We start from the raw sequence: 25,069 nt of genomic DNA, 5'->3' as shown, positions 1-25,069 counted from the left end.
AGAATGGCTAAGCACGAGATTGAAGATCGTGGCGACGGTCTGATCGAAAAGATGATCGGCGTCAACCGCGTCACCAAAGTGGTGAAGGGCGGTCGCATCATGGCTTTCTCCGCTCTCACCGTTGTAGGTGATAGCGACGGCGGCATCGGCATGGGTAAGGGCAAGTCCAAGGAAGTGCCTGTTGCCGTGCAAAAAGCGATGGAGCAAGCCCGTCGCACCCTGGTGAAAATCCCGCTCAAGAACGGCACGCTGCATCACGCTGTTTTTGGCAAGCACGGTGCTACCACCGTCTTCATGCAGCCGGCCAAAGAAGGTACCGGTGTGAAGGCTGGCGGCCCGATGCGCGCGATTTTCGACGCTATGGGTGTGCGTAACGTTTCTGCCAAGGTTCATGGTTCGACCAACCCGTACAACGTAGTTCGCGCTACGATTGACGGTCTGTTGAAGATCCAGACGCCTGCTCAGATCGCTGCCAAGCGTGGTCTGACCGTAGAAGAAATTCTGGGGGCGCATCATGACTAATGCTAAGACTGTCAAAGTGACCCTGGTTAAGAGCCTGATCGGTCGCCTTGAGTCGCACAAAGCTTGTGCGCGTGGCCTGGGTCTGAAAAAGATCCGCCAGACTGTTGAAGTGCTGGATACCCCTGAGAATCGTGGCATGATCACGAAGATCAACTATCTGCTGAAATGCGAGGGCTAACATGGAACTGAATACCGTTAAGCCTGGCGTTGGCTCCAAGCACGCCAAGCGCCGTGTAGGTCGTGGCATGGGTAGTGGTCTGGGTAAGACTGCTGGTCGTGGTCACAAAGGTCAGAAGAGCCGTGCCGGTGGTTTCCACAAGGTCGGTTTTGAAGGCGGTCAGATGCCACTGCAGCGTCGTCTGCCTAAGCGTGGCTTCAAGTCGTTGTCCGCTGGCAAGACTTCTGAAGTACGTCTGTCCGATCTGGCTTCGCTGCCAGTTGACGAGATCGATCTGTTGGCTTTGAAGCAGGCTGGTCTGGCAACTACGCAGGCTTTGGCTGCTAAGGTCATCCTGTCCGGCACCATCGATCGCGCTGTTAAGCTGCGTGGTGTGGCTGTGACTGCTGGTGCCCGTGCTGCTATCGAAGCTGCGGGTGGCGTTATCGTTGAATAAGGCGTAAGTACGTGGCGAATACTTCTCTAGTGGCAAACACCAATAAATTTGGTGATCTCAAGCGTCGCATCTGGTTTTTGATCGGCGCCCTGATCGTATACCGTATTGGTGCGCATATTCCGGTACCCGGGATCAACCCTGCCGAGCTAGCGAAGTTGTTCCAGTCGTCGCAAACGGGTCTGCTGGACATGTTCAACATGTTTTCCGGCGGAGCCTTGTCGAGATTTACGGTTTTTGCCATCGGTATCATGCCGTATATCTCGGCCTCCATTATTCTGCAGCTAGGCTCTGAGGTTGTACCTCAGCTCAAGCAGCTGAAGAAGGAGGGCGATGCGGGGCGTCGTAAGATAACCCAGTACACGCGTTATGCGACCGTTTTGCTTGCGACTTTTCAAAGTTTCGGCATTGCGGTGATGCTCCACAAGCAGCCTAATCTGGTGGTTGTCGGTCAGTGGGAGTTTTATCTCTCGACCGTAGTAACCCTGGTGACAGGTACGATGTTCCTGATGTGGTTGGGCGAACAGATTACGGAGCGAGGTATCGGTAACGGTATTTCTCTGATTATCTGTGCCGGTATCGCATCGGGTGTGCCTGCTGCCATCGGCAAGACTTTGACGCTTACCGGTCAGGGTTCTTTGCCCGTGTTGTTTGCGATCCTCCTGTTTGTCGGGGTGATTGCCGTAACCTATCTGGTTGTGTTCGTTGAACGCGGTCAGCGCAAGGTTCTGGTTAATTACGCCAAGCGTCAGGTTGGTAATCGTGTGCAGCAGGGACAAAGCACGCACCTGCCGTTGAAGCTCAATATGGCCGGGGTGATTCCGCCGATTTTTGCATCCAGCATCATTTTGTTTCCGGCGACTGCTCTCGGGTGGTTCGGTAGCGGAGAGGGTGTCGGTTGGTTGAAGTCGATTGCAGATAAACTGCATCCAGGTCAGCCGCTGTATGTCCTGCTGTATGCAGCAGCGATTATTTTCTTCTGTTATTTCTATACCGCCTTGGTATTCAATCCCAAGGAAACGGCAGATAACTTGAAGAAAAGTGGGGCTTTTATTCCCGGTATCCGTCCAGGCGAGCAGACTTCCCGTTATATCGAGAAGATCATTCTGCGGCTGACATTGATTGGTGCCGTTTACATTACTCTGGTATGTCTGCTGCCTGAGTTCCTGATCCTGAAGTGGAATGTTCCATTCTACTTTGGCGGGACTTCGCTGCTGATTATCGTAGTGGTGACAATGGATCTGATGGCGCAGGTTCAGTCCTATGTGCTGTCTCACCAGTATGAAAGCTTGCTGAAGAAGGCAAACTTCAAGGGTAATGGCCTTACCCGTTGATATACCGAGTTCGCTGGGTTATTTGGCTAGGAAGATACGATCCAGATGCAGGGCGGAGTTGTTATGGCTCCGCCCGCTACGGACTTCATGGTCAAACTGAATCTGGGTATGTAGTCACCGGATGATGCTTGTTTTTGGTCATGGCCTTCGGGTCGAGGCTTGAGATAGGTAAGGAAATGTCAGCGATGGATGCTGATCTTCCGCTTTTCGGGTGGTCATCGTGCTCCAGGCGAAGTAACGCTAGCTCTTTCGTGTTCGATAAGGAACTGATATGCGAGTACAACCTTCGGTAAAGAAAATTTGCCGTAATTGCAAGATCATTCGCCGCAACCGTGTGGTTCGCGTGATTTGCACTGATCCCCGTCACAAACAGAAACAAGGCTAACATTTGTTAGCCGGAAGCTTGCGTGGTACAATCGCAAGCTTTTCTAGGTCTTAAGGATAGACTATGGCCCGTATTGCAGGGGTAAACATCCCCAATCATGCGCACGCCGTTATCGGCCTGCAAGCAATCTACGGCATCGGCCAGACCCGCGCTAAGCAGATCTGTGCAACCGTTGGCGTAAATCCTGCCTCTAAGGTCAAAGATCTGACCGATGTGGAGATGGAATCGCTGCGTGAGGCTGTTGCCAAGTTCACCGTAGAAGGTGATCTGCGTCGCGAAGTTACCATGAGCATCAAGCGATTGATGGACATGGGCTCCTATCGTGGCCTTCGCCATCGCCGTGGCCTGCCGTGCCGCGGTCAGCGTACCCGCACTAATGCTCGTACCCGCAAGGGACCGCGCAAAGCGATCGCTGGCAAGAAGTAATTTAAAGGATCTCTGAAATGGCTAAAGCAAACACAGCAGGTCGTGTACGCAAAAAAGTGCGCAAAAGCGTAAGCGAGGGCATCGTCCACGTTCATGCTTCCTTTAATAACACCATCATCACCATCACTGACCGTCAAGGGAATGCTTTGTCTTGGGCTACCTCCGGCGGTGCTGGTTTTAAAGGTTCGCGCAAAAGTACACCGTTTGCAGCTCAGGTAGCTGCAGAACATGCTGGTAAAGTTGCCCAAGAATATGGTGTAAAGAATCTGGAAGTTCGCATCAAGGGCCCAGGCCCAGGTCGCGAATCTGCAGTTCGTGCTCTCAACTCGCTTGGCTTCAAAATTACCAGCATCTCCGACGTGACGCCGGTGCCGCACAACGGCTGCCGTCCGCCCAAAAAACGTCGTATCTAATTCGGAGAGTGTGAGAACATGGCACGTTATATCGGCCCAAAATGTAAACTCGCGCGTCGCGAAGGCACGGATCTGTTCCTGAAAAGCGCGCGTCGTGCACTTGATTCCAAGTGCAAGCTCGACACCCCACCTGGCCAGCACGGTGCTCGTAAGACCCGTCTGTCCGAGTACGGTGTTCAGCTGCGTGAGAAGCAAAAAATTCGTCGTATCTACGGCGTCCTGGAACGTCAGTTCCGCAACTACTTCGCTGAAGCCGTACGCCGCAAGGGTTCGACTGGCGAAAACCTGTTGCAGATCCTCGAGTCCCGTCTGGACAACGTAGTGTATCGCGTAGGTATCGGTTCGACTCGTGCAGAAGCACGTCAGCTCGTCAGCCACAAGGCTGTGACTGTTAACGGTCAAACCGTGAATATCCCGTCCTACCAGGTTAAGGCCGGTGACGTGATTTCCGTTCGCGAAAAGAGCAAGAAGCAGGTTCGTATCCAGGAAGCCCTGGCGCTCGCAGAGCAGATCGGTTTCCCGTCTTGGGTCGCAGTTGACACCAAGAAGATGGAAGGTGTCTTCAAGACTGTTCCGGAGCGTTCCGAACTGTCTAGCGATATCAATGAACAGCTTGTTGTGGAATTCTACTCCAAGTAATCGCTAGCTCTAGGGAATGTCTATGCAAAACAACGCTTCGGAATTTCTTAAACCCCGTCTGATCGATGTTCAGCCGGTAAGTGCTACTCATGCCCGCGTTTCCATGGAACCGTTCGAGCGTGGCTACGCACATACCTTGGGTAACGCTCTGCGTCGCATCCTGCTGTCGTCGATGCCGGGCTTTGCTCCGACCGAAGTGACCATCGCTGGCGTTTTGCATGAGTATTCCGCACTTGATGGCGTTCGGGAGGATGTTGTAGATATCCTCCTGAACCTCAAGGGCGTGGTGCTTAAGCTGCATGGTCGTGACAGTGTCGTTCTGACCCTCAAAAAAGAGGGACAGGGTCCTGTCCTGGCTAGCGATATCGATTTGCCGCACGATGTGGAAGTGATTAATCCTGACCACGTCATCTGCCATCTTTCGGCAGGCGGTAAGATCGAAATGGAGATCAAGGTTGAAAAGGGCCGTGGCTACCAGCCGGTTTCCACGCGCGTCAACAATGATGAAAACCGTTCGATTGGTACCATTCAACTCGATTCGTCGTTTTCGCCGCTCAACCGTGTCAGCTTTGCCGTTGAAAGCGCACGTGTAGAACAGCGTACCGACCTTGACCGTCTGGTCATGGACATCGAGACCAATGGTGTCATCGAGCCGGAAGAGGCTGTCCGCGAGGCTGCCCGCATCCTGATTGACCAGTTGTCCATTTTCGCCGATCTCCAGGGCACGACGGTAGAAGTCATCGAAGAAAAGCAGCCTCCGATCGATCCGATCTTGCTGCGCCCCGTCGACGATCTCGAACTGACGGTACGTTCGGCCAACTGCCTTAAGGCTGAGAACATCTATTACATCGGTGATCTGATCCAGCGCACCGAAACCGAGCTTCTGAAAACTCCGAACCTCGGCCGTAAGTCTCTGAACGAGATTAAGGAAGTTCTTGCCTCTAAAGGTCTGACTCTGGGCATGAAGCTCGAGAACTGGCCGCCGGCAGGGCTCGAAAAACCGTAAGGTTTGGGATAAAAGGACAATAGAATGCGTCATCGTTATAGCAATCGTAAACTGAATCGCACGACCAGCCATCGTCTGGCCATGCTCCGTAATATGGCGGTATCGCTGCTGCGTCACGAAGTTATCGTGACTACGCTGCCTAAAGCCAAGGAGCTGCGTCGTGTTGCCGAGCCGCTTATCACGCTTGGTAAAAAGCCGTGCCTGGCCAACCGCCGTCTGGCGTTTGACCGCACCCGTGATCGCGAGATCGTGGGTAAACTGTTCGACGTTCTGGGCGAGCGTTACGCTACCCGTAACGGCGGCTATGTTCGCATCCTGAAGTACGGTTTCCGTAAGGGCGACAACGCTCCTATGGCTCTGGTAGAGCTGGTAGACCGTCCGGAAGGTGAAGCAGTCGTTGTTGACGACGCTGAATAAGCCGACGCAGTTTAAAAAAGGCCATCCTGCGGGATGGCCTTTTTGTTATTTACCGTCCAAAAAATCCCACAGCAGGCTGTTGCGGCTATAGGCGACATTGAAGCGCCACCAATCCTGGTAGCCGTCGCTGCTGGAAAACAGCTTGCCCGGTGCCAGCATAATGCCCTGCTTGCGCGCACGCTCGGTCAGATTGGCGGCATCGCAGGTGGTCGGTGGTTTGGCCAGCAGAAACAGGCCGTGTTCAGGCTGGGCAAACAAGCTCCAGCCGGCAGCGTGAAAGCGTTGTTGGCACAGATATTGTGCCTGGCTCAGCGCATCGCGCGCATCATCCAGCTGGCGGCGGCTGCCTGGCGCACCGTTCAGCTCCATCACCAGCATTTCATTCAATACCGGCGTAGTGAGCCCGGATATCATTTTGTAACGCAGCAGCAGTTCGCTATGCCCGCTGTGGCTGGCGACATAGCCTACCCGCAAGCCGGGTGCCAGAGACTTGGAAAAGCTCCCGATATACAGGCTTTTGCCGGGTGCGGCCAGCGAGCACAAAGGAGGCTGTGGCTTGGGGTGGAAGGGCTGGGCGACATTGTCTTCCACCACGATGCAGTCGTGCACATCCATCAGCTTCATCACCGCATGGGCTGTTGCCAGTGTATAGCTGGCACCGGTCGGGTTGTGCAGCAGCGGGTTGGTAAAAAACAGTTTCGGTTTGTGCCTGGCCAATAGTGCCTCTAGTTGTGCCAGATCCGGCCCTTGTGCCGTCCAGGGTACACCTACCAGATTAAAGCCCCTGAAACGCAGGCAGGAAATCAGGTTGCAATAGCCGGGCTCATCGATAAACAGCGTGTCGCCTGGCCTGGCCAGCGTGCATGCCACCATATCCAATGCCTTGCTCGCACCTTGCGTCAGTATGATGTGTTCGGGCGAAACATCCAGATGTTCCCTCGCTAGCTGACGTGCGATCTCGGCGCGTAAGGGTGCATAGCCCTTAGGGTCGCCATAAGGGTGGAAAGGCTCGTTGCGGCGAGCGATCGCTCGCATGGCCCGCGCATTGGCTTCACGGTCGTACCAGTGCTCCGGCAGCCAGCCGCAGCCTGCCATCAATAGCTTGCTATCACGCTGGTAAATGCGGCTAAGCAGCCAGTCATCGTCCACCGGCAAAGTGTTCAGCGCAGGGGAGGGGTGGGCTGACTGACGGCCTTGTGCTGCAACAAAGTAGCCAGAGCCTTTGCGGGAAACTGTATAGCCTCTGCTGACAAGGCGTTGATAGGCTTCGCTGACTGTAAAGGTACTGATCTGGTGTTCTTGGGCATATTGGCGCACGGAAGGCAGGCGGCTGCCTGGCGGTAATATGCCCTGATCTATGCTGTCGCACAGGCGCATCACGATCTGCTCGGCCAGTGTGGCGTTGGTGGCTTTGCCCATAGGTTTCGTCTTTGCTGCCTTCAATACCCTTAGCATAACTGCTTATTTTGGCTAGCTACAGTCTCTGCTGCTATTTTGCTGGAACTGTACTGTTCTTATTTCTGTACGGCTTGCTGCTTTTCGAGCTAACTGCCTCTGTTATGCCACCTTGCTCCTGTCTACATTGCTGTGCATGGCACGAGTGTGCAATGAGGAGAGAAATCATGACCCAGGATCAGATGCAGGCTTACTGGATGCCTTTTACATCCAATCGCCATTTCAAGAGCGCACCGCGCATGCTGGTTTCCGCTGACGGCATGTATTATCGCGACGATTTGGATCGGCAGATTCTGGATGGTTGTGCCGGTTTGTGGTGCGTGAACGCAGGCCACAATCGCCAGCCCATTGTTGAGGCCATACAAAAGCAGGCGGCCACACTGGATTATGCCCCCCCTTTCCAGATCGGCCACCCCAAGGCATTTGAGGCGGCTGAACAGCTGGCGGCGATGGCACCGGCCGGTTTGTCCAAGGTGTTCTTCGTCAACTCCGGTTCCGAGGCAGCGGATACTGCGCTAAAAATGGCAATTGCCTACCACCGTGTGCGTGGCGACGCTGCACGGGTCAAACTGGTAGGACGCGAGCGCGGTTACCACGGCGTCAACTTTGGCGGTATTTCGGTAGGCGGCATCGCGGGTAACCGCAAGCTGTTCCCGGTCAGCCTGCCGGCAGTCGACCATATCAAGAGCACGCATGATCTGGCACGCAATGCCTTCAGCCGCGGCGAGCCCGAGTTTGGTGCCGAGCTTGCGGACGAGCTGGAGGCGCGCATTACCACCTTGCACGATCCCTCCACTATCGCTGCCGTCATTGTCGAGCCTATGGCCGGCTCGACCGGGGTGCTGATTCCACCCAAGGGTTATCTGAAGCGGCTGCGTGAAATCTGCGACAAATACGGCATCCTGCTCATTTTTGATGAGGTCATCACCGGCTTCGGTCGTCTGGGTGCCGACTGGGCTGCCAACCGCTTTGATGTCCTGCCCGACATCATTACCTGTGCCAAGGGCCTGACCAATGGCGTCGTACCCATGGGGGCCTTGCTGATCAAGCCCGAGATTCATGATGCCTTTATGGCTGCTGCTGCGGATCGGGCTATCGAGTTCCCGCATGGCTATACCTACTCGGCCCATCCGCTGGCCTGCGCTGCGGCAATTGCGACGCTGGATGTCTACCGTCAGGAGGGCTTGTTCGGGCGTGCCGCAACATTGGCGCCACGTTTTGAAGACAAGGTGCATGCGCTGCGTGGCGAGCGCCATATCAAGGACATCCGTAATCTTGGACTGGTTGCCGGCATCGAGCTGGAGAGCCGCCCGGGCGCGCCGGGCGCGCGCGGTATGGATGTCTTCCTCAAGTGCTGGGAGAAGGGCGTGCTGGTGCGCTTTACCGGCGACATTATCGCCTGCTCACCGCCTTTGATTATCAGCGAACAGGAAATCGATACCCTGTTTAGTGTGATTGGCGAAGCCATTCACGAAACCGAATAAGAAGGAAAACCATCATGCAGAGCATTGCCCATTTTATCGGCGGCGAGCATCACGCCGGCCAGAGTGACAGACATAGCGAAGTTTTCAATCCTGCATTGGGAGAAGTGATTGCCCATGTGCCACTGGCTACAACCGACGAAGTCAATGCCGCCGTTGCCTGCGCGCGCCGTGCCTTTCCGGCCTGGGCCGAGACGCCGCCGCTCAAGCGCGCACGGGTCATGTTCAAATTCAAAGCTTTGCTGGAAGAAAACCAGCAAAAAATTGCCGAGCTGATTTCCCGCGAGCACGGCAAGGTCGTCTCGGATGCCATGGGTGAGGTGACGCGCGGTCTGGAGGTGGTGGAGTTTGCCTGCGGGATTCCGCAACTGCTCAAGGGCGAATTTACCGAGCAGGTGGGGGGCGGCATAGATAGCCACTCCATGCGTCAGCCCTTGGGTGTGGTCGCCGGTATTACGCCATTCAACTTCCCTGCCATGGTGCCGATGTGGATGTTTCCGGTCGCCATCGCTTGTGGCAATACGTTTATTCTCAAGCCATCCGAGCGCGATCCGTCGACGGCGCTTTTGCTGGCCGATTTGCTCAAGCAGGCGGGCCTGCCGGACGGAGTGTTCAATGTGGTGCATGGCGACAAGGTCGCGGTGGACGCACTATTGACCCATCCGGATGTGGCGGCCTTGAGCTTTGTCGGCTCGACGCCGATTGCCCGCTACATTTATGAAACCGGTGCCCATCACGGCAAGCGGGTACAGGCTTTGGGCGGTGCCAAGAACCATCTGGTGGTGATGCCGGATGCTGATCTGGACGGTACGGTCGAGGCGCTGATCGGTGCGGCTTACGGCTCGGCCGGCGAGCGTTGCATGGCGATTTCAGTGGCTGTAGCCGTGGGCGATGTGGCCGATGCCTTAGTGGCGAAGCTGGCTGAACGTGCCCGCAGCCTGAAAATAGGCGTAGGCAGCGAGGCGGAGGCGGAGATGGGGCCGCTGGTAACGCGCACTCATCGCGACAAGGTGGCCGGCTATGTCGACGCCGGTGTCGCGCAAGGGGCAAAGCTGGTAGTCGATGGTCGCGCTTACCGCCATCCCGGTTATGAGAATGGTTTTTTTATCGGCCCTTGTCTGTTTGATCATGTTTCCCCCGAGATGACCATCTATCAGGAGGAGATTTTCGGGCCGGTGCTGGCGGTGGTGCGCGTGCCTGACTTTGAAAGTGCCGTGCAGCTGATCAATGCCCATCCTTACGCCAACGGCACCGCCATCTTTACCCGCTCGGGCGCGGCTGCGCGCGAGTTTGGCCATCGGATCCAGGTCGGGATGGTCGGCGTCAATGTGCCGATTCCGGTGCCTATGGCATTCCACAGCTTTGGCGGCTGGAAGGCTTCGCTGTTTGGCGACCATTCCATGCACGGCCCGGAAGGCGTGCGCTTTTATACCCGCATCAAGACCATCACCAGTCGCTGGCCGGAGAAGCTCACCGCCGAGTTTGTCATGCCGACCATGAAGTAAGGTGCGACCGCAGGGAAAAGAGCCGGCATCATGCCGGCTCTTTTGTTTCTTCTGCCTTGTGCTTAACCGGTTTTGGTCATGCGGCGGCGCTGCCACCACTCGAACACCATCACGCTTAGCAACAGGACGGCACAGCCTACAATCACCGGCAAGTTGCCGCTACGCATATAGGGCGTCAGGCCGCGCCGCCCCTGTACCTCGACCTTGAGCACCTGTTCGGTGTCCGGTGCCGCCAGACTCTGAATGCTGCCGTCCGGGTTGATCAGTGCTGTCATGCCGGTATTGGTCGATCGCAGCATGGGGCGGCCGGTTTCCAGTGAGCGCGCTTGCGACAGCTGCAAGTGCTGGTCCATGGCCGAGCTTTTGCCGAACCAGGCAAGGTTGCTGACATTGGCCAGCAAGGTGGCATCGCGCGCCGGACCTATCAACTCCTCGCCAAAGCTGTCCTCGTAACAGACATTGAATGCGACCTTTTGGCCGGCCAGCGTCAATGGTGCCTGTGCCGGCCCGCCGCGCGAGAAGCCGGATAGCGGCATATTCATATACTGGTAGATCCAGCCAATGAACTGCGGCAGCGGAATAAACTCGCCAAATGGCACCAGATGATTCTTGGCGTAGTAGGGCAGGCCGGGCTGGCTGAAGGCGACTACCGCATTGAGATAGCCCTGGCCGTCGTCGGTGCGGCGTGGAATGCCGATGGCGATATCCATCTGCTTGGCTTTGGCTTCGCGCTGAATCATGCTGATCAGCCCCGGCGGCAGGTCTTCCAAGAACAGCGGGAAAGCGGTTTCCGGCAGAATCATCAGATCGGCGCGCTGGCTGCCAATCATCTGGTAGTAGCGCTCTATCGTCAGTTGCAGTACTTCCGGGCTCCATTTGAGCGACTGCGGAATATTGCCTTGCGCCAGTGCCACGCTGACTGGCTGGCCGGTATTTTGCGTCCAGCTTACCGACTTCAATAGTTGCGCGCCGCCCCACAGACTGATTAACAAGGCGATCAGCGCCAGGCGCCCGCCCTTGGCCAGACGCGGCAATACCACCAGTGCGCCTGCGCTCAAGGCCACGGCAAAGGTCACACCGTGGATGCCGCTGATGGCAGCAAGGCCGGCCAGCGGACTTTCCGCAATCTGGCTGTAACCAATCGCGCCCCACGGAAAGCCGGTAAACATCCAGCTGCGCAGCCATTCACCCAGCGTCCACAAGGCGGGAAAGGCAAGCAGCCAGCGTAGCCACGGCCTCTCACTCAGCCTGACGGCAAACAGCATGGCCAGTGCCGGGTATAGCGCGAGATAAGCGGGCAGCAGCAGTGTTGCCAGTGCCGCCGGCAAGGCCGGCAGCTGGGCTACATCATGCAGGCTGTTGTAGATCCAGTTGAAGTTGGCGGTATAGGCCGCCAATGCCCAGCCATAGCCCAAGGCAAACGCATGGCGCGGATGGCGTTCGGCAAGCTCGGCCAGTATGGCCAGTAGCAGCGGCATCAGCCAGAACAGACGGTAGGGCGCGAAGGCAAACAGTGTGGCGGCGCCGGCCAGCAGGCAGGCGGCCAGATAGAAAAACTTCTTCGGCATCAGGCGTCCTGCTCGCTGCTGTCGTCATCGCCTTTGTCGCGGCGTGGCGCAACCACCAGCGTATGCAGGCGGCGGCTGTCGGCGCGCAAAATGGTAATGTCCAGCGGGCCCAAAGCGACTTTCTCGCCGCGCTTGGGCATATGCGCCATCGCGGTCAGCACCAAGCCTCCCAGGGTATCGGCATCATCGTCGGAAAAGTCGGTGCCGAAGAAGGCGTTGATATCTTCGATTTCGGTTTGCGCCTTGACCCGGTAGCGCCGGCCGCGAATGGGGACGATATTGTCTTCGGCTTCATCGAAATCGTATTCGTCTTCAATGTCGCCGACGATCTGTTCGATAACGTCTTCGATGGTCACGAGGCCGGAGACGCTGCCGTATTCATCCACCACGATGGCCATATGGTTGCGCGTGCTTTTGAAATCTTTGAGCAATACATTGAGCGGCTTGGATTCCGGGACAAACACGGCCTGGCGCAGGGTGTCGCGCAGATCGAACAGCTTGGGGTTGTGGAAGTAGCGCAGCAAATCCTTGGCCAGCAGGATGCCGACAATATCGTCCTTGTCGTCATCAATCACCGGGAAACGCGAGTGGGCGGTGTCCATGACGAAGGGCAGGAACTGCTCGACCGGATCATCGACGCGTACGACATCCATCTGGCTGCGCGGCACCATCACGTCGCGCACCGTTTGTTCCGAGACATTGAGTACGCCTTCTATCATGGCCAGCGCGTCCGCATCCATCAGGTTGCGTTCGAATGCGGCATGTAGTTGGGCGATCAGTTCTTCGCGGTCTTCAGGCTCATGGGTAAAACGGTTCAGGAGTCGTTCGAACCAGCTAGGTGACGGTTTGCCAGAGTCGTCCATCAGACGGATTTTTCCTCAAGATAAGGGTCGGGGTATCCCAGCTTGGCCAGGATCAGGGTTTCCAGGGTTTCCATCGCATCCGCCTCGGCGTCGTCTTCATGGTCGAAGCCTTGCAGGTGCAGCATGCCATGTACGGTCAGATGGGCGTAATGCGCCAACAGGTCTATGCCTTGCTCGGCCGCTTCTTTTTCGACGACCGGCGCGCACAGCACCAGATCGCCAAACAGCGGCATGCCGGCCACGGCTTCGCCTTCATTCAGGGCGAAGGACAGGACATTGGTGGCGTAGTCTTTGCCACGGTAGTCGTGGTTGAGCGCGCGGCCTTCATCGGCGTCGACGATCAACACGCTGACCTCGGCGGCTTTAACGCCGGATTGCAGGGCGGCACGCGCCCAGCGGCCTAGTGCTTTGGCCGAGGGCAGGGTGGAGGCTGTGCTGCGCACGTCCAGAGTCAGTTGCAATCGCGCGGCAAGGCGGGCGAGCAGGGGGTTACGCTTGGCTTTTTTCATCGTTTTTCTGTTGGTAATGCTCGTAGGCATCGACGATTTTCTGCACCAGCGGATGGCGCACAACGTCGTCGCTGTTGAAATGGTGGAAATGCAGGCCGCGCACATGGCCCAGAATCTGTTCCACTTCGACCAGTCCGCTTTTCTGGTGGCGGGCCAGATCGATCTGGGTGATGTCGCCGGTAATCACCGCGCGCGAACCGAAGCCGATGCGGGTGAGGAACATCTTCATCTGTTCGGGCGTGGTGTTCTGCGCTTCGTCCAGGATGATAAAGGCGTTGTTGAGCGTGCGCCCGCGCATATAGGCGAGTGGCGCAATCTCGATCTGGCCTTTTTCCAGCATGCGCTCGACCCGTTCGCTGCCTATCAGGTCATAGAGCGCGTCGTATAGCGGGCGCAAATACGGGTCAACCTTTTGCGCCAGATCGCCGGGCAGAAAACCCAGCTTCTCGCCGGCTTCGACCGCCGGGCGCACCAGCACGATACGCTTGACCGCGTCGCGCTCGAAGGCATCGACGGCGCAGGCGACAGCCAGATAGGTCTTGCCGGTGCCGGCAGGGCCGATGCCGAAACTGATGGTGTGCTCCAGCATGGCGCGGATATAGCCGACCTGGCGCGGAGTGCGCCCGCGCAGATCGCCACGGCGGGTGCGCAAGGCGGGCGAGCTGTCGGTCTCGCTGCTGGCGACGGCCGGATTTTGCCTGAGTTCGACCAGACACAGTTGCACGTCTTCCAGTTCCAGTTCCCGCGCCTCGGCCAGCAGATAGAGCTGGGTGAGCGCGCTGGCGGCTTCTCGCGCACGCTCGCCCTGAATGCGCAGCTGCTCGCCACGGCGGGCGATACTGACATCCAGTGCGATTTCTATCTGTTTGAGGTTGCTGTCCAGCGGACCGGTCAGGCGCGCCAGGCGGGCATTGTCGATCGGGTTGAAACTGAGCTGTTCGGCGTGGGGCATGGGGCGGTCGGGTCTCGGGTCTGGTGTCCGGCCATATCGGTGTGAACAGGCCGGACCATCATCATGCTTCTGATGGTATTACACCATTTGGGTGCTGACTACCTCGCCCACCAGTGAATGCGGGTGGGCCTCGGTGATGCGTACCTCGACCATCTGTCCCAGCAGATGCGGCTCCCCGACAAAATTGACCACCCGGTTGTTGCCGGTGCGGGCCGCCAGCATGCTGGCGTCGCGGCGCGAAACCGATTCGACCAGTACCTGCTGGAGAGTGCCCTGCATGGCCTGGTTGATGGCAAAGCCGGTAGCTTCGATTTCACGGTTCAGTGCCGCCAGGCGGCGCTGTTTCACCTCATAAGGCGTGTCGTCGCTCAGGTTGGCGGCGGGCGTTCCCGGTCGCGGGCTGTAGATAAAGACAAAGCTGAAGTCGAAGGCCAGATCCTTGACCAGCTTAAGCGTCGCCTCGAAGTCGGCATCGGTTTCGCCGGGGAAGCCGACGATAAAGTCGGAGGACAGGCTGAGATCCGGACGCACGGCACGCAGCTTGCGGATGATGGACTTGTACTCAAGCGCGGTATAGCCGCGCTTCATCGCCATCAAAATACGGTCGGAACCGCTTTGCACCGGCAGGTGCAGATGGGAAACCAGCTTGGGCAGGCGCGCAAAGCAGTCGATGATGCGTTCGGTGAATTCGCGCGGATGGCTGGTGGTAAAGCGGATGCGCTCGACGCCCGGTATCTCGTGCACGAACTCCAGCAGCAGGGCAAAGTCGGCGATTTCGCCATCGGCCATCAGGCCGCGGTAGGCGTTGACGTTCTGTCCCAGCAGGGTGATTTCCTTCACCCCTTGCAGTGCCAGCCCGGCGATTTCGGTCAGCACGTCTTCGAACGGGCGCGAGACTTCCTCGCCACGGGTATAAGGCACCACGCAGAACGAGCAGTACTTGGAGCAGCCCTCCATGATGGACACTGCCGCCGCATGGCCGTCGACCTTGGCCGGCGGGATATGGTCGAACTTTTCGATCTCGGGGAAGGAAATGTCCACTTGCGACGTGCCGCTTTCTTGCCGGTTCTTGATCAGCTCCGGCAGGCGGTGCAGCGTTTGCGGGCCGAACACCACATCTACATAGGGCGCGCGCTTGACGATGGTCGCACCTTCCTGGCTCGCTACACACCCTCCCACGCCTATGATCAGCCCCGGTTTTTCCAGCTTGAGTTCGCGCACGCGCCCCAGGTCGGAAAACACTTTTTCCTGTGCCTTTTCCCGCACGCTGCAGGTATTGAACAGGATGATGTCCGCGTCTTCGGGCCGGTCGGTCTTGATGGTGGCCTCGTTGCCGGCGAGTACGTCCACCATCTTGTTGGAGTCGTATTCGTTCATCTGGCAGCCGAACGTCTTGATGTAAACCTTTTTCATGGTGTGCACGCTTGGAAATATGAAATGCCAGCGCGGACTCGTGGCCCGAGCGGGGGTGGGCGGACGGTTTGGGCTGGCAAATGAAGATGTTGCGCGCGAGTGTACCACAGCCGGCACCGGCCGCGCTCGGGGCCGGTGCCGGCTGTAGGCTGACGCTGAGGTAGCAAAGGAGCTTAATGTCTATTTCATCGTGATCTGTTTGTTTTTATGTGCTTATGTTGTTTTTTGATCTTTTTTTGCTGGCGTTCTGTTGCCTTCGAGTGCCTGGGCAAGGAAAAATTCTTTGCACAGCGCGTTGCTGGATTCGGGCGCGTGGCCGGTTTTCACGATGAAAATCAATAGCTAGTAAGGGCTAGTTTCTCTAAAAGCGACAAAATATTAGCAAAAGATTGATTAGAATCAGGTGATGTACGGATATGTGCTTGCAAAGTTCGCAAACGAAAGTAGAATTGCCGCAAATTTATTAGCGGAAGAAGTTTCTATCATGCGCGTTACGGTTGATTTGGCTGTTCTGGCGGATTTTCTGTCCCAAGTGCTGGGGCAGCGTACTGAAGTGGCAGTACACGACATGAGCGATCTTGATCAGTCGTTGTGCATCATCCGGAATCCTATTTCCGGTCGGGAGGTCGGTGCGCCGGCCACCGATATGGCTTTGCGTCTGCTGAATGAATTTCAGCGCGGGGATGGACCGTCGTTCCGGACTAATTATCCGGGCAAGCTGGTGGATGGGCAGCGTATGCGCTCTTCCAGCCTGTTGATCTGCGACGAGAAGGACAAAGCCCGCGCTATGGTTTGCCTGAATAGTAACGATCACGAATTACAGCGAGCGGTCGAGCTTTTGCAGGTGCACTTCCGTCGTGACCAGGATATGCACAGCGAAGAGTCTGCTGCCCACTCGGTGGAAAGCCTGGGTGACGACATTATCGGCAAGGTGATGGCCGCTTATCCGCCGCCTGCCGAACTGGGCAGCCAGCAGAAAAGAGCCATTGTCAGCGAGCTGGAGCACAAGGGGATTTTTCTGGTGAAGGGCTTTATTGCCAAAACCGCTCACTTGCTGCTGATTTCCGAGCCCACGCTGTATCGCTATCTGAAAGAAGCCACCCACGGCGACAGCTCGGCAACTGCCTGAATTATTTAGCGGCCACATTTGTGGCTACCCAATTTGCCATTTGACTTGAAAGCAAGGAAGACAAGAATGTCTCAATCCAATGTTTATACCCCTGAAGCATCCGTTCAGGCTGGGCAGGCTGCCGCAGGCAAGTCGGCCTGGACGCGTCAGGATACGACCTGGATGCTGGGTCTGTACGGTACAGCCGTCGGTGCCGGTACGCTGTTCCTGCCGATCAACGCCGGTATCGGTGGCTTCTGGCCATTGCTGGTAATGCTGGTGCTGGCCTGGCCGCTGACCTACTTTGCCCACCGTGGCCTGAATCGCTTCGTGCTGTCCGGTTCGACCCGCGACGGTGACATTACCGAAGTAGTAGAAGAACATTTTGGTCTGACCGCGGGTAAACTGATTACCCTGCTGTACTTCTTTGCCATCTATCCGATTTTGCTGGTGTATAGCGTGGCGATCACCAATACGGTGATGTCTTTTCTGACCAACCAGTTCGGTATCCAGCTGGGTAACGATATCGTCACCCGTGGCATTTTTGCCCTGGGCCTGATTCTGGCACTGATGTCGGTTGTCCGTCTGGGCGGCGAATTCATCGTGAAGGCGATGAGCGTGCTGGTATTCCCGTTCGTGGCTGCACTGATGCTGCTGGCGCTGTATCTGGTGCCGCACTGGAATAGCTCGATGATCGACCAGGCTGGCACCTTTAGTGCTGCTGTCAGCAGCGGTGCGTTCTGGAAGACTCTGTGGCTGGCGATTCCGGTGATGGTGTTCTCGTTCAACCATTCGCCTATCATTTCGTCGTTTGCCGTTGACCAGAAGAAGCTGCACCCAGGCTGCGAAGATGCTGCGTCCAACCGTACGCTGAGCCGCGCACACATCATGATGGTCGCTTCGGTCTTCTTCTTCGTGTTCAGTTGCGTGCTGAGCCTGTCGCCGGCTGATCTGGCCGAAGCCAAGGCACAGAACCTGTCCATCCTGTCCTATCTGGCTAACCACTTCCAGAACCCGATCATTGCCTGGGTTGCGCCGCTGATTGCCATCGTAGCGATTTCCAAGTCGTTCTTCGGCCACTATCTGGGTGCCAAAGAAGGCTTCAATGGTCTGGTGATTAAAGAGCTGCGTCAGCGCGGCAAGACCATCGATACCGCCAAGCTGGACCGCTTTACCGCTGTATTCATGATCGTGACCACCTGGATTGTTGCCACGCTTAACCCGAACATCCTGGGCATGATTGAAAACCTGGGTGGTCCGGTAATCGCCGTGCTGCTGTTCCTGATGCCTATGTACGCGATCTACAAAGTCCCTGCGATGAAGAAGTATGCCGGCGTTGCCAGCAACATCTTTGTGGTTGCCATCGGCCTGATCGCCATCTCGGCCATTTTCTACTCGCTGGTGTTCTGATAGCACTTTGGGCATGGGCTTCGCGCCTGTGCCTGGCTTCAGTCTTACTTTTAATCCCCGATTCGTGTTGGAAACCCGGGTCGGGGATTGCGCAATTCTATTACTCAAACCAGACACGATCGATCCGGCCCGGGGCGTAGCCCTGCCGTCGTCGCGCTCTGTTTTCCGGGGGCTGCCCGGTCAAGGAAAAAGGACTCATTATGTTCAGCATGGCGGATATCTACAAAATCGGCGTAGGCCCTTCCAGTTCGCACACCATCGGCCCGATGAAGGCCGGTCATATGTTTCTGGGTACGCTGAAAGAAACCGGGCACTTCAATCAGACAACTCGCATCAAGGTTGATTGTTTCGGCTCGCTGGCACTGACCGGCAAGGGGCATTGCACCGACCACGCCATTATTCTGGGTCTGGCCGGCAACCAGCCGGAAACCGTGGATCTGGACGCAGCTCCGGCCATCATTGCCGAAGTCGAAACGCACGGCCGCATCACGCTGGGGCGAACCCATCAGAGTGTGGCTTTTGCGCTGGAATTTCATAGCGACAATCTGCCGCGCCACGAGAACGGCATGCAGATTCATGCCTATATCGGTGACGAGCTGGCGCTGTCCAAAACCTATTACTCCATCGGTGGCGGCTTCATCGTGGACGACGAGCATTTCGAGCAGAACTCGTGCAGCGACACGCCGGTGCCGCACCACTTTCTGAGTGCTGCCGATCTGGTCGGGATGTGCGAAGAAAACGGCCTGCCTATCTCCAGTCTGGTGATGGAAAACGAACTGGCTTTCCATGACGAGCACGAGGTGCGCGCTCACTTTGCCCGCGTCTGGGACGTGATGAAGAGCAGCATGGAGCGCGGCATGCGCACCGAAGGCAATTTGCCGGGCCCTATGCGCATTCCACGTCGTGCACCAGCCTTGCATCGCAAGCTGACTGGCATGATGCAGGTGTCGCAGGATCCGATGAGCGTGCTGGACTGGGTCAATATGTATGCAATGGCGATGTCGGAAGAAAACGCGGCCGGTGGCCGCGTGGTGACCGCGCCAACTAACGGTGCCTGCGGTGTGGTGCCGGCAGTGATGGCTTACTACAACCACTTCATCCAGCCGCTGGACGACGATAGCTGCCTGCGTTTCTTCCTGTCCTCCGGTGCCATTGGTTGCCTGTTCAAGCTGAATGCTTCGATCTCCGGTGCCGAAGTGGGCTGTCAGGGTGAAATCGGCGTTGCTTGCGCCATGGCGGCAGCAGGTCTGGCCGAACTGATGGGTGCGAGCCCGGATCAGGTATGCATGGCGGCAGAAATTGCCATGGAGCACAATCTGGGCCTGACGTGCGACCCGGTCGCCGGTCAGGTGCAGATTCCTTGCATCGAGCGCAATGCTATTGCCGCTGTCAAGGCGATCAACGCTGCACGCATGGCTATGCACCGTACCAGCAGCCCCAAGGTGTCGCTGGACAAGGTCATTGCCGCGATGTACGCCACCGGCAAGGATATGGACGCCAAGTACCGCGAAACCTCGTGCGGCGGTCTGGCCTTGCAGATTACTGCAGGTGAGGTGCCTGTCGTTTGGGTCAAGAAGGCAGCCTGAGTGCTTGCTTTGTAGCGGATCGGCTTAAAGCCCGGTCTACAAAAAACGCCACGCAAAAAGCGTGGCGTTTTTATTTGTCTGCGGCCGAAATGGTTTAGCGCAGTGCGCGCAGCATGCCTTGTGCGCCTTGGCCGTAGCAGGCCAGTTTGCCCGGGCGTAAGGGGTAGGGCAAAAAGCCTTGGCGCTTCCAGTAGTGGTCCGCCCCCTGCACCGCAACCAGTCGGGCGCAGTTAAGACCGCTGCGCCGGGCATATTGCAGAACCTTTTCCATCAGGCGCGGAGCGAGGCCCTGGCCGCGTGCCGTCTTGCTTAGCGCCATATCGTGCAGGAATAAAGTATCGCAGTGCTCGGGCAGTGCCGGCAGTGGCGTATCCAGTGCAGGCGGTTGCTCTCCTTGCCATGGATGGGCAAACAGGTAGCCATGTACGTGGCCGTCTTCTTCGGCCACCCAGCAGGTATCGGGAGAGAGGCGCTGGCGCGAAGCCAGGGCCGCGCGGCTTTCGATCAGGTCGTCGCGGTAGCATTGTGCTTGGACTGCGAGAACCGCATCGATATCGGTCGCGCGCATCGCGCGCAGCATGAGTCCGCCGGATGTGCGGGCGGTTTGAGTCTGGCTTGGCATGGTATGGGTAGCACGGTCAGTGCCGTACTTGATATTTTGTATACAGTCAGTGCCGGATTGTCGCGATGCAGCATGGCTTCGTCAAGATGGGGCATGTGTAGGGCCATGCTTGCGCCTGTTCCTTAAGAAGGCGACTTTCTGTTTTTTCTGCTTCGACCGGGGCTTGGCTTGTGATGGCGGGTAAATGGTCGATCTAGCCAGGTCTAATGGCTTCAGGCATAAAGGCCAAACCCCCGACAGGTCGGGGGTTTGGCTATGGTCTTGAAATCCACGCGAATAGTGCGCGTGATGCTGTGTCCGCTTTAGTTGCTTTGATAGTCCTGCGGATTGGCATTGATGATCTCGCCTGCTGCCGTATTCTGTGCGGCGCGTTCGGCATTGCTTAGTGCCGGGGCTTGATAAAGCCCCTGGTTGTGGTGTGCGTGGAAGTTATCTGCTCCTCCTCCGTTACGTTCGTGGTGGGAGGATGTGTGATGGCTGCTGCTGTCGTCTGCAAAAACTTGACTGCCGGTGATGGCCAGTGTTGCGGCGAGTAGCAGGGAGGGGAGGTGTCTCATGTGGGTTCTCCTTGTCTACCGTTGGCGAATGGCGTCTGTCAGCCCATGGGCTGGCAGATGCCAGCTATTAAGACAGGTCGCAGCGGGCTTGGTTCTTTTGGATGGGAGCGTTGGCTGAGACGGGAATGAAAAAAGCCGCTATCCCGAAGGAAGCGGCTTTTTTCTGAATGGGTGGTGGCGAATCAGGGACTCGAACCCCGGACCTGCGGATTATGATTCCGTCGCTCTAACCAACTGAGCTAATTCGCCACGCGGTCACTTCGCTGCTGTGTTTCTGTGTCGCGTCGAAGTGGGGCGAACTATACCGGCCACCCTTTTTCCTGTCAACACCTTTTGCGAAGAAAAATGCAATTCATGCTGCGCATCCGCCTTCTGTCGTGATTTGCGTGGCGATAAATTGCCATAAATTCAAAGTCTTGGGTGGTTTATAGCGTGTGGCAGCGATCGCCCTGTATCAGGCCGATCCAGTCTATGCTGATGCCGCGGCCGAAACCGATGACCTTGAATAGTTCGCCCATTTCTGCCGGTGAGCACAGTTTTTGCACGGCGGCAGACTGCGGTACGTAGTGGCGTACGTCTTCCGGGTCGAGCAAGGCCAGTTCGTCGGTGATGCCTGCGTTGAGCAGGAACTGGGCCTGGCTGGTATAGCCGATCAGATCCAGCCCGGCAGCCAGCCCGGTTTCGGCGATGGCGGTGAAGTCGACATGGCAGGTCAGATCCATCAGGCCGGGCAAGTAGAAAGGATCAGTCAGGGTATGGTGGCGGTAGTGGCCGATCAGGGTGCCCATATGGCGCTGCGGATGGTAGTACTCATGTGCCGGGAAGCCGTAGTCGATAAACAGCAAGGCGCCGCGTGTCAGGCGTTCGGCCAGGGTGCGGATAAAGGCACGGTTGGTCAGGCTGATTTCACTGCCGTAGCCTGCGATGGCGGGAATCAGGCTCTGTGCAAGCTCGGTCAGGGTCGTATCCTGCAGCGCGCGCTCGGTGAGTACGAACCGGCCGTCTTCCAGGCTGACACCGCGCTGGCTGATGTGCCGGCCATCGTGCAGCAGCATCTCGCACGGCATGGCATCCAGCACCTCGTTGCCGATTACGATGCCATCCAGCGTGTCCGGCAGTGTGCTTAACCACGTCACCTTGTCCAGCAAATGTGGCAGGCGCTCGCGTAGCAGGGTTTGTTGCCGCTCTATCAGGTCGGCCGACAAATCGATGATGACATAGCGCGCAGGCAGGGCATCCAGCTGCTCCAGCTTTTGCAGGATGTCGGCGGCAAGCTTGCCGGTGCCCGCACCGAATTCGTAGATGACGCCGGCGGTTTGCGGCAGGAGTTCGGCGATTTGCCGCGCCAGTGTCGCGCCGAATAGCGTGCTCATTTCCGGTGCGGTGGTGAAGTCGCCGGCGGCGCCCAGTTTGGCACTGCCGGCCGCGTAGTAGCCGAGGCCGGGCGCGTACAGGGCCAGTTCCATATAGCGCGAGAATGGAATCCAGCCGTCGGCGGCGGCTATTTCGGCGGCAATGTGTTGTGACAGTGCCTGACTGGTGGCAAGGGCTTCGGCGCTGGCTTGGGGAAGGCTGGTCATAATGGGCAATCCTGTTCAATATAGCGGGATTGTCGGTCAATCCCGCGTGCATGAGAAGGGTGTGGCCATGAATCAAGGGGCGCAGGAATGGATACCAAGGTTGTACTGATTACCGGCGCGGCGCGGCGGGTGGGGGCGGGGATTGCCCGTCACCTGCATGCGCGCGGCGCCTCTTTGCTGCTGCATTATCACCACTCGGAAGCTGATGCCTGGCGTTTGGCGGGAGAGCTCAATGCCAAGCGTCCGGGTTCGGTGCAGTTGGCGCAGGCCGATTTGCAGGATACCGCCCGCTTGCCGGCGCTGGTTGAAGCCGCTATCTCGGCTTTCGGTCATCTGGATGGGCTGGTGAATAATGCATCCGGTTTTTACCCGACGGCGGTTGGTGCCATCGAGGAGGCTGACTGGGACAGTCTGATGGGCTCCAACCTTAAGGCACCGCTGTTTCTGGCTCAGGCCGCGCTGCCTTATCTGCGCCAGAGCTCGGGCGCCATTGTCGGCATTGTCGATATTCATGCCGAACGCCCGATGCCGCGTCATGTGGTGTATAGCCTGGCCAAGGCCGGCCATGCGCAGCTGATCCGCTCGCTGGCGCTGGAGCTGGCGCCGCATGTGCGGGTGAACGGTGTGTCGCCGGGGGTTAATCTGTGGCCGGAGAGCGATCTGTCGTTTGATAGTGCCGAGCGCCGCGAGATTGAAAGCCGCATTCCCTTGGCGCGCACCGGTGTGCCGGATGATATCGCGCGGGCCGTGGGTTTTTTGCTGTTTGACGCAAGCTATGTCACAGGCCAGATTCTGGCGGTTGATGGCGGGCGCAGCATCGTGCTGTAAGCGGGCAGGGGGCGCCGGCGTTTCTGCCTGCGCCCATCTTGGTGTACAGAGGTGGCGTGAGGGGGGCGTTTGGCGGTAAAATCGCCGGCTTTTCAGTCCCTTAGCCCTACCCTCATGCCCGAACATATCGCCGTTGCCGACAAGAAAGCCGAAAAGGCCGCCTACGAGGGCAACAAGCTCACCAAGCGTTTGCGCCACCATGTGGGTGACGCGATCAACGATTTCAATATGATAGAGGCGGGCGACCGGGTGATGGTCTGCCTGTCCGGCGGCAAGGACAGTTTTGCCCTGCTCGACATCCTGCTGGGCTTGCAAAAATCGGCTCCCATTGATTTTTCCATTGTCGCGGTCAATCTCGACCAGAAGCAGCCGGGCTTTCCCGAACATGTGCTGCCGGCCTATCTCGAGTCTATCGGTGTCGAGTACCGCATCGTCGAGGAAGACACCTATTCCATCGTGAAACGGGTGATTCCGGAGGGCAAGACCACGTGCAGCCTGTGTTCGCGCCTGCGCCGTGGCGTGCTGTACCGTGTGGCCGAAGAGCTGGGCGCGACCAAGATTGCGTTGGGTCACCACCGTGACGATATGCTGCACACCCTGTTCCTCAATATGTTCTATGGCGGCAAGCTCAAGTCCATGCCGCCCAAGCTGGTATCGGACAACGGCAAGCATATGGTGATCCGTCCGCTGGCCTATTGCCGCGAAAAGGATCTGGAGCGCTATGCCGAGCTGCGCGCCTTCCCCATCATTCCGTGCAATCTGTGCGGCTCGCAGCCTAACCTGCAGCGCCAGGTGGTCAAGGAAATGGTCAACGACTGGGACAAGCGCTTTCCGGGCCGGGTCGAGACCATGTTTACCGCCATGCAAAATGTGGTGCCTTCGCATCTGGCGGATGCCAAACTGTTCGACTTTGCCGGCCTGAAAGTGGGGGACGCGCTGGCCGAGGGCGATACCGCTTTTGACAAGGAAGAGTTTACCGATCCGCGTCCGCTGGACGAAGACGGCAAGCCGCGCCGGGCTTTCAGCATTCTCGATTCGCGGGCCAAGGAGAATGCTTGTGGCGGGTAAGGCATGCCATCCCTTCCGCCGCCGCGTGCGTGCGGCCATCGACGAGATGCCGGAAGTGGAAATTTCCGAGTCAGGCAATATCCGCTCGCTGCATCTGGGGTCGGAGACGGTGCAAAGTTCGATGAATCTGGACGAACCGGCGGATCTGGTGCTGAGCTATACCCGCGCGATGATGGGTTTTCTGCTGTTTGGCGAAGAGCCGCAGCACATCCTGCAGATCGGCCTGGGCGGCGGTTCGATTACCCGCTTTATCGACGAGTATCTGCCCAATGCCCGCTCGCTGGTGGTCGAGATCAACCCGCAGGTGATCGCGGTGGCGCGTGCCTTCTTCCAGATGCCGGAAGAGGGCGAGTATTTCGAGATCATCGAGGCCGATGGCGCCGACTATGTGAAGATTTTCCGCGAGTCGACCGACGCCATTCTGGTCGACGGTTTTGACGGCGTGCAGATTGTCGACGCGCTGACGACCGAAGACTTCTTTATGGATTGCCGGCGGGCATTGTCGCCGCATGGCGTGTTCGTCGCCAACTGGTGGAGTGGCGACAAGCGCTATCAGGCTTTTCTCGAGCGCCTGCTGGAGGTGTTCGAAGGGCGGGTGATCGAGCTGCCGTCGGCCAGTCATGGCAATGTGGCGGTGATGGCTTTCCGTCAGAGCCCGCATCCGGTGAGCTGGGATGCGCTGGAGTTTCGCGCCGACCAGCTCGAGTGCCGCTACGGCATCGAATTCGGTGATTTCGTGCGCCGTATCAAGGAAAGCAATCTGCATTCTGCCGGGCGCTTGCTGATATAAGACGCCGCCAGCCTTGTTGTT

27 protein-coding genes and 1 tRNA gene are annotated in these 25,069 nt (G+C 57.7%); 18 read left to right on the top strand and 10 right to left on the bottom strand.

Annotated features, from left to right (window positions below):
• Window positions 1-3: 3 nt before the first annotated feature.
• The 10 genes from rpsE (at window position 4) to rplQ (ending at window position 5,753) form a co-directional block, all read left to right on the top strand.
• Window positions 4-522, top strand: coding sequence for a 30S ribosomal protein S5 (gene rpsE / locus GQF02_RS14140; RefSeq protein ID WP_124735767.1), 519 nt, complete (start codon window positions 4-6; stop codon window positions 520-522).
• Entirely contained in the window at window positions 515-700 is a 186-nt protein-coding gene (rpmD, locus tag GQF02_RS14135) for a 50S ribosomal protein L30 (RefSeq protein WP_124735766.1), read from the top strand. The genes rpsE and rpmD overlap by 8 nt, the downstream gene beginning before the upstream one ends.
• 1 nt (window position 701) lies before the next feature.
• Window positions 702-1,136, top strand: a complete 435-nt coding sequence (gene rplO / locus GQF02_RS14130; RefSeq protein ID WP_124735765.1) for a 50S ribosomal protein L15 — start codon at window positions 702-704, stop codon at window positions 1,134-1,136.
• Window positions 1,137-1,147: 11 nt separating this feature from the next.
• Window positions 1,148-2,467: a preprotein translocase subunit SecY gene (gene secY / locus GQF02_RS14125; protein WP_124735764.1), complete on the top strand. Its 1,320-nt coding sequence runs from the start codon at window positions 1,148-1,150 to the stop codon at window positions 2,465-2,467.
• Window positions 2,468-2,738: 271 nt separating this feature from the next.
• Window positions 2,739-2,852, top strand: a complete 114-nt coding sequence (rpmJ, locus tag GQF02_RS14120; protein WP_011137711.1) for a 50S ribosomal protein L36 — start codon at window positions 2,739-2,741, stop codon at window positions 2,850-2,852.
• 63 nt (window positions 2,853-2,915) lie between these two features.
• On the top strand, window positions 2,916-3,278 hold the full coding sequence (rpsM, locus tag GQF02_RS14115; protein ID WP_124735763.1) for a 30S ribosomal protein S13: 363 nt from the start codon (window positions 2,916-2,918) through the stop codon (window positions 3,276-3,278).
• A 17-nt stretch (window positions 3,279-3,295) separates the two neighbouring features.
• Complete coding sequence (gene rpsK / locus GQF02_RS14110) at window positions 3,296-3,691, top strand: 30S ribosomal protein S11 (protein WP_124735762.1); 396 nt, start codon at window positions 3,296-3,298, stop codon at window positions 3,689-3,691.
• Between the two features lie 18 nt (window positions 3,692-3,709).
• On the top strand, window positions 3,710-4,330 hold the full coding sequence (gene rpsD / locus GQF02_RS14105; protein ID WP_124735761.1) for a 30S ribosomal protein S4: 621 nt from the start codon (window positions 3,710-3,712) through the stop codon (window positions 4,328-4,330).
• A 22-nt stretch (window positions 4,331-4,352) separates the two neighbouring features.
• On the top strand, window positions 4,353-5,336 hold the full coding sequence (locus GQF02_RS14100) for a DNA-directed RNA polymerase subunit alpha (protein WP_124735760.1): 984 nt from the start codon (window positions 4,353-4,355) through the stop codon (window positions 5,334-5,336).
• A 24-nt stretch (window positions 5,337-5,360) separates the two neighbouring features.
• Entirely contained in the window at window positions 5,361-5,753 is a 393-nt protein-coding gene (rplQ, locus tag GQF02_RS14095) for a 50S ribosomal protein L17 (RefSeq protein WP_124735759.1), read from the top strand.
• Window positions 5,754-5,798: 45 nt separating this feature from the next.
• On the opposite strand, the gene GQF02_RS14090 is transcribed toward rplQ, so the two are convergent.
• Complete coding sequence (locus tag GQF02_RS14090) at window positions 5,799-7,172, bottom strand: aminotransferase-like domain-containing protein (RefSeq protein ID WP_160798017.1); 1,374 nt, start codon at window positions 7,170-7,172, stop codon at window positions 5,799-5,801.
• 203 nt (window positions 7,173-7,375) lie between these two features.
• Between GQF02_RS14090 and GQF02_RS14085 the strand changes: the two genes are divergently transcribed.
• Complete coding sequence (locus GQF02_RS14085; protein WP_235930206.1) at window positions 7,376-8,692, top strand: aspartate aminotransferase family protein; 1,317 nt, start codon at window positions 7,376-7,378, stop codon at window positions 8,690-8,692.
• A 14-nt stretch (window positions 8,693-8,706) separates the two neighbouring features.
• On the top strand, window positions 8,707-10,194 hold the full coding sequence (locus GQF02_RS14080; protein ID WP_160798015.1) for a CoA-acylating methylmalonate-semialdehyde dehydrogenase: 1,488 nt from the start codon (window positions 8,707-8,709) through the stop codon (window positions 10,192-10,194).
• A 62-nt stretch (window positions 10,195-10,256) separates the two neighbouring features.
• Here the strand turns inward: GQF02_RS14080 and lnt are convergent, their stop codons facing one another.
• The 5 genes from lnt to miaB form a co-directional block, all read right to left on the bottom strand.
• The gene (gene lnt / locus GQF02_RS14075) at window positions 10,257-11,762 is read right to left on the bottom strand and encodes an apolipoprotein N-acyltransferase (protein ID WP_160798013.1); all 1,506 of its coding nucleotides are present in this window, start codon (window positions 11,760-11,762) and stop codon (window positions 10,257-10,259) included.
• Complete coding sequence (locus GQF02_RS14070) at window positions 11,762-12,625, bottom strand: HlyC/CorC family transporter (RefSeq protein ID WP_160798011.1); 864 nt, start codon at window positions 12,623-12,625, stop codon at window positions 11,762-11,764. The genes lnt and GQF02_RS14070 overlap by 1 nt, the downstream gene beginning before the upstream one ends.
• Window positions 12,625-13,134, bottom strand: a complete 510-nt coding sequence (ybeY, locus tag GQF02_RS14065) for an rRNA maturation RNase YbeY (RefSeq protein ID WP_160798009.1) — start codon at window positions 13,132-13,134, stop codon at window positions 12,625-12,627. Before ybeY ends, GQF02_RS14070 begins: the two co-directional genes overlap by 1 nt.
• Window positions 13,115-14,086 carry a PhoH family protein gene (locus GQF02_RS14060; protein WP_160798007.1) on the bottom strand — a complete coding sequence of 324 codons (972 nt, stop codon included), beginning with the start codon at window positions 14,084-14,086 and terminating at the stop codon, window positions 13,115-13,117. Before GQF02_RS14060 ends, ybeY begins: the two co-directional genes overlap by 20 nt.
• 78 nt (window positions 14,087-14,164) lie before the next feature.
• Window positions 14,165-15,499 (bottom strand): tRNA (N6-isopentenyl adenosine(37)-C2)-methylthiotransferase MiaB, encoded by a 1,335-nt coding sequence (gene miaB / locus GQF02_RS14055; protein ID WP_160798005.1) that lies wholly within the window; start codon window positions 15,497-15,499, stop codon window positions 14,165-14,167.
• Between the two features lie 484 nt (window positions 15,500-15,983).
• On the opposite strand from miaB, the gene GQF02_RS14050 reads away from it, so the two are divergent.
• The 3 genes from GQF02_RS14050 to GQF02_RS14040 all read left to right on the top strand — a co-directional run bounded on the left by GQF02_RS14050 (window position 15,984) and on the right by GQF02_RS14040 (window position 19,603).
• On the top strand, window positions 15,984-16,628 hold the full coding sequence (locus tag GQF02_RS14050) for a helix-turn-helix transcriptional regulator (protein WP_160798003.1): 645 nt from the start codon (window positions 15,984-15,986) through the stop codon (window positions 16,626-16,628).
• A gap of 66 nt (window positions 16,629-16,694) precedes the next feature.
• Window positions 16,695-18,017: an HAAAP family serine/threonine permease gene (locus GQF02_RS14045; RefSeq protein WP_160798001.1), complete on the top strand. Its 1,323-nt coding sequence runs from the start codon at window positions 16,695-16,697 to the stop codon at window positions 18,015-18,017.
• Between the two features lie 200 nt (window positions 18,018-18,217).
• Entirely contained in the window at window positions 18,218-19,603 is a 1,386-nt protein-coding gene (locus tag GQF02_RS14040; protein WP_160797999.1) for an L-serine ammonia-lyase, read from the top strand.
• Between the two features lie 94 nt (window positions 19,604-19,697).
• Here the strand turns inward: GQF02_RS14040 and GQF02_RS14035 are convergent, their stop codons facing one another.
• From GQF02_RS14035 to GQF02_RS14020, 4 genes are all read right to left on the bottom strand, one after another.
• Window positions 19,698-20,183 (bottom strand): GNAT family N-acetyltransferase, encoded by a 486-nt coding sequence (locus GQF02_RS14035; RefSeq protein ID WP_160797997.1) that lies wholly within the window; start codon window positions 20,181-20,183, stop codon window positions 19,698-19,700.
• Between the two features lie 344 nt (window positions 20,184-20,527).
• Entirely contained in the window at window positions 20,528-20,782 is a 255-nt protein-coding gene (locus GQF02_RS14030) for a hypothetical protein (RefSeq protein ID WP_160797995.1), read from the bottom strand.
• Window positions 20,783-20,954: 172 nt separating this feature from the next.
• Window positions 20,955-21,031, bottom strand: a tRNA-Met gene (locus GQF02_RS14025).
• A gap of 176 nt (window positions 21,032-21,207) precedes the next feature.
• Window positions 21,208-22,362, bottom strand: coding sequence for a class I SAM-dependent methyltransferase (locus GQF02_RS14020; protein WP_160797994.1), 1,155 nt, complete (start codon window positions 22,360-22,362; stop codon window positions 21,208-21,210).
• A gap of 87 nt (window positions 22,363-22,449) precedes the next feature.
• Here GQF02_RS14020 and GQF02_RS14015 point away from each other — a divergent pair, with 87 nt between their 5' ends.
• The 3 genes from GQF02_RS14015 (at window position 22,450) to GQF02_RS14005 (ending at window position 25,048) form a co-directional block, all read left to right on the top strand.
• On the top strand, window positions 22,450-23,190 hold the full coding sequence (locus GQF02_RS14015; protein ID WP_160797993.1) for a pteridine reductase: 741 nt from the start codon (window positions 22,450-22,452) through the stop codon (window positions 23,188-23,190).
• Between the two features lie 114 nt (window positions 23,191-23,304).
• Entirely contained in the window at window positions 23,305-24,258 is a 954-nt protein-coding gene (ttcA, locus tag GQF02_RS14010) for a tRNA 2-thiocytidine(32) synthetase TtcA (protein ID WP_124735744.1), read from the top strand.
• On the top strand, window positions 24,248-25,048 hold the full coding sequence (locus GQF02_RS14005) for a polyamine aminopropyltransferase (RefSeq protein WP_328698631.1): 801 nt from the start codon (window positions 24,248-24,250) through the stop codon (window positions 25,046-25,048). Before ttcA ends, GQF02_RS14005 begins: the two co-directional genes overlap by 11 nt.
• The last annotated feature ends 21 nt before the right edge of the window (window positions 25,049-25,069 follow it).

Source organism: Craterilacuibacter sinensis, from assembly GCF_009831765.1.
In the GTDB taxonomy this organism is placed as follows: domain Bacteria; phylum Pseudomonadota; class Gammaproteobacteria; order Burkholderiales; family Chromobacteriaceae; genus Craterilacuibacter; species Craterilacuibacter sinensis.
The sequence above is the reverse complement of the archived record's forward strand: the minus strand, read 5'-3'. Positions and strand labels throughout refer to the sequence as shown.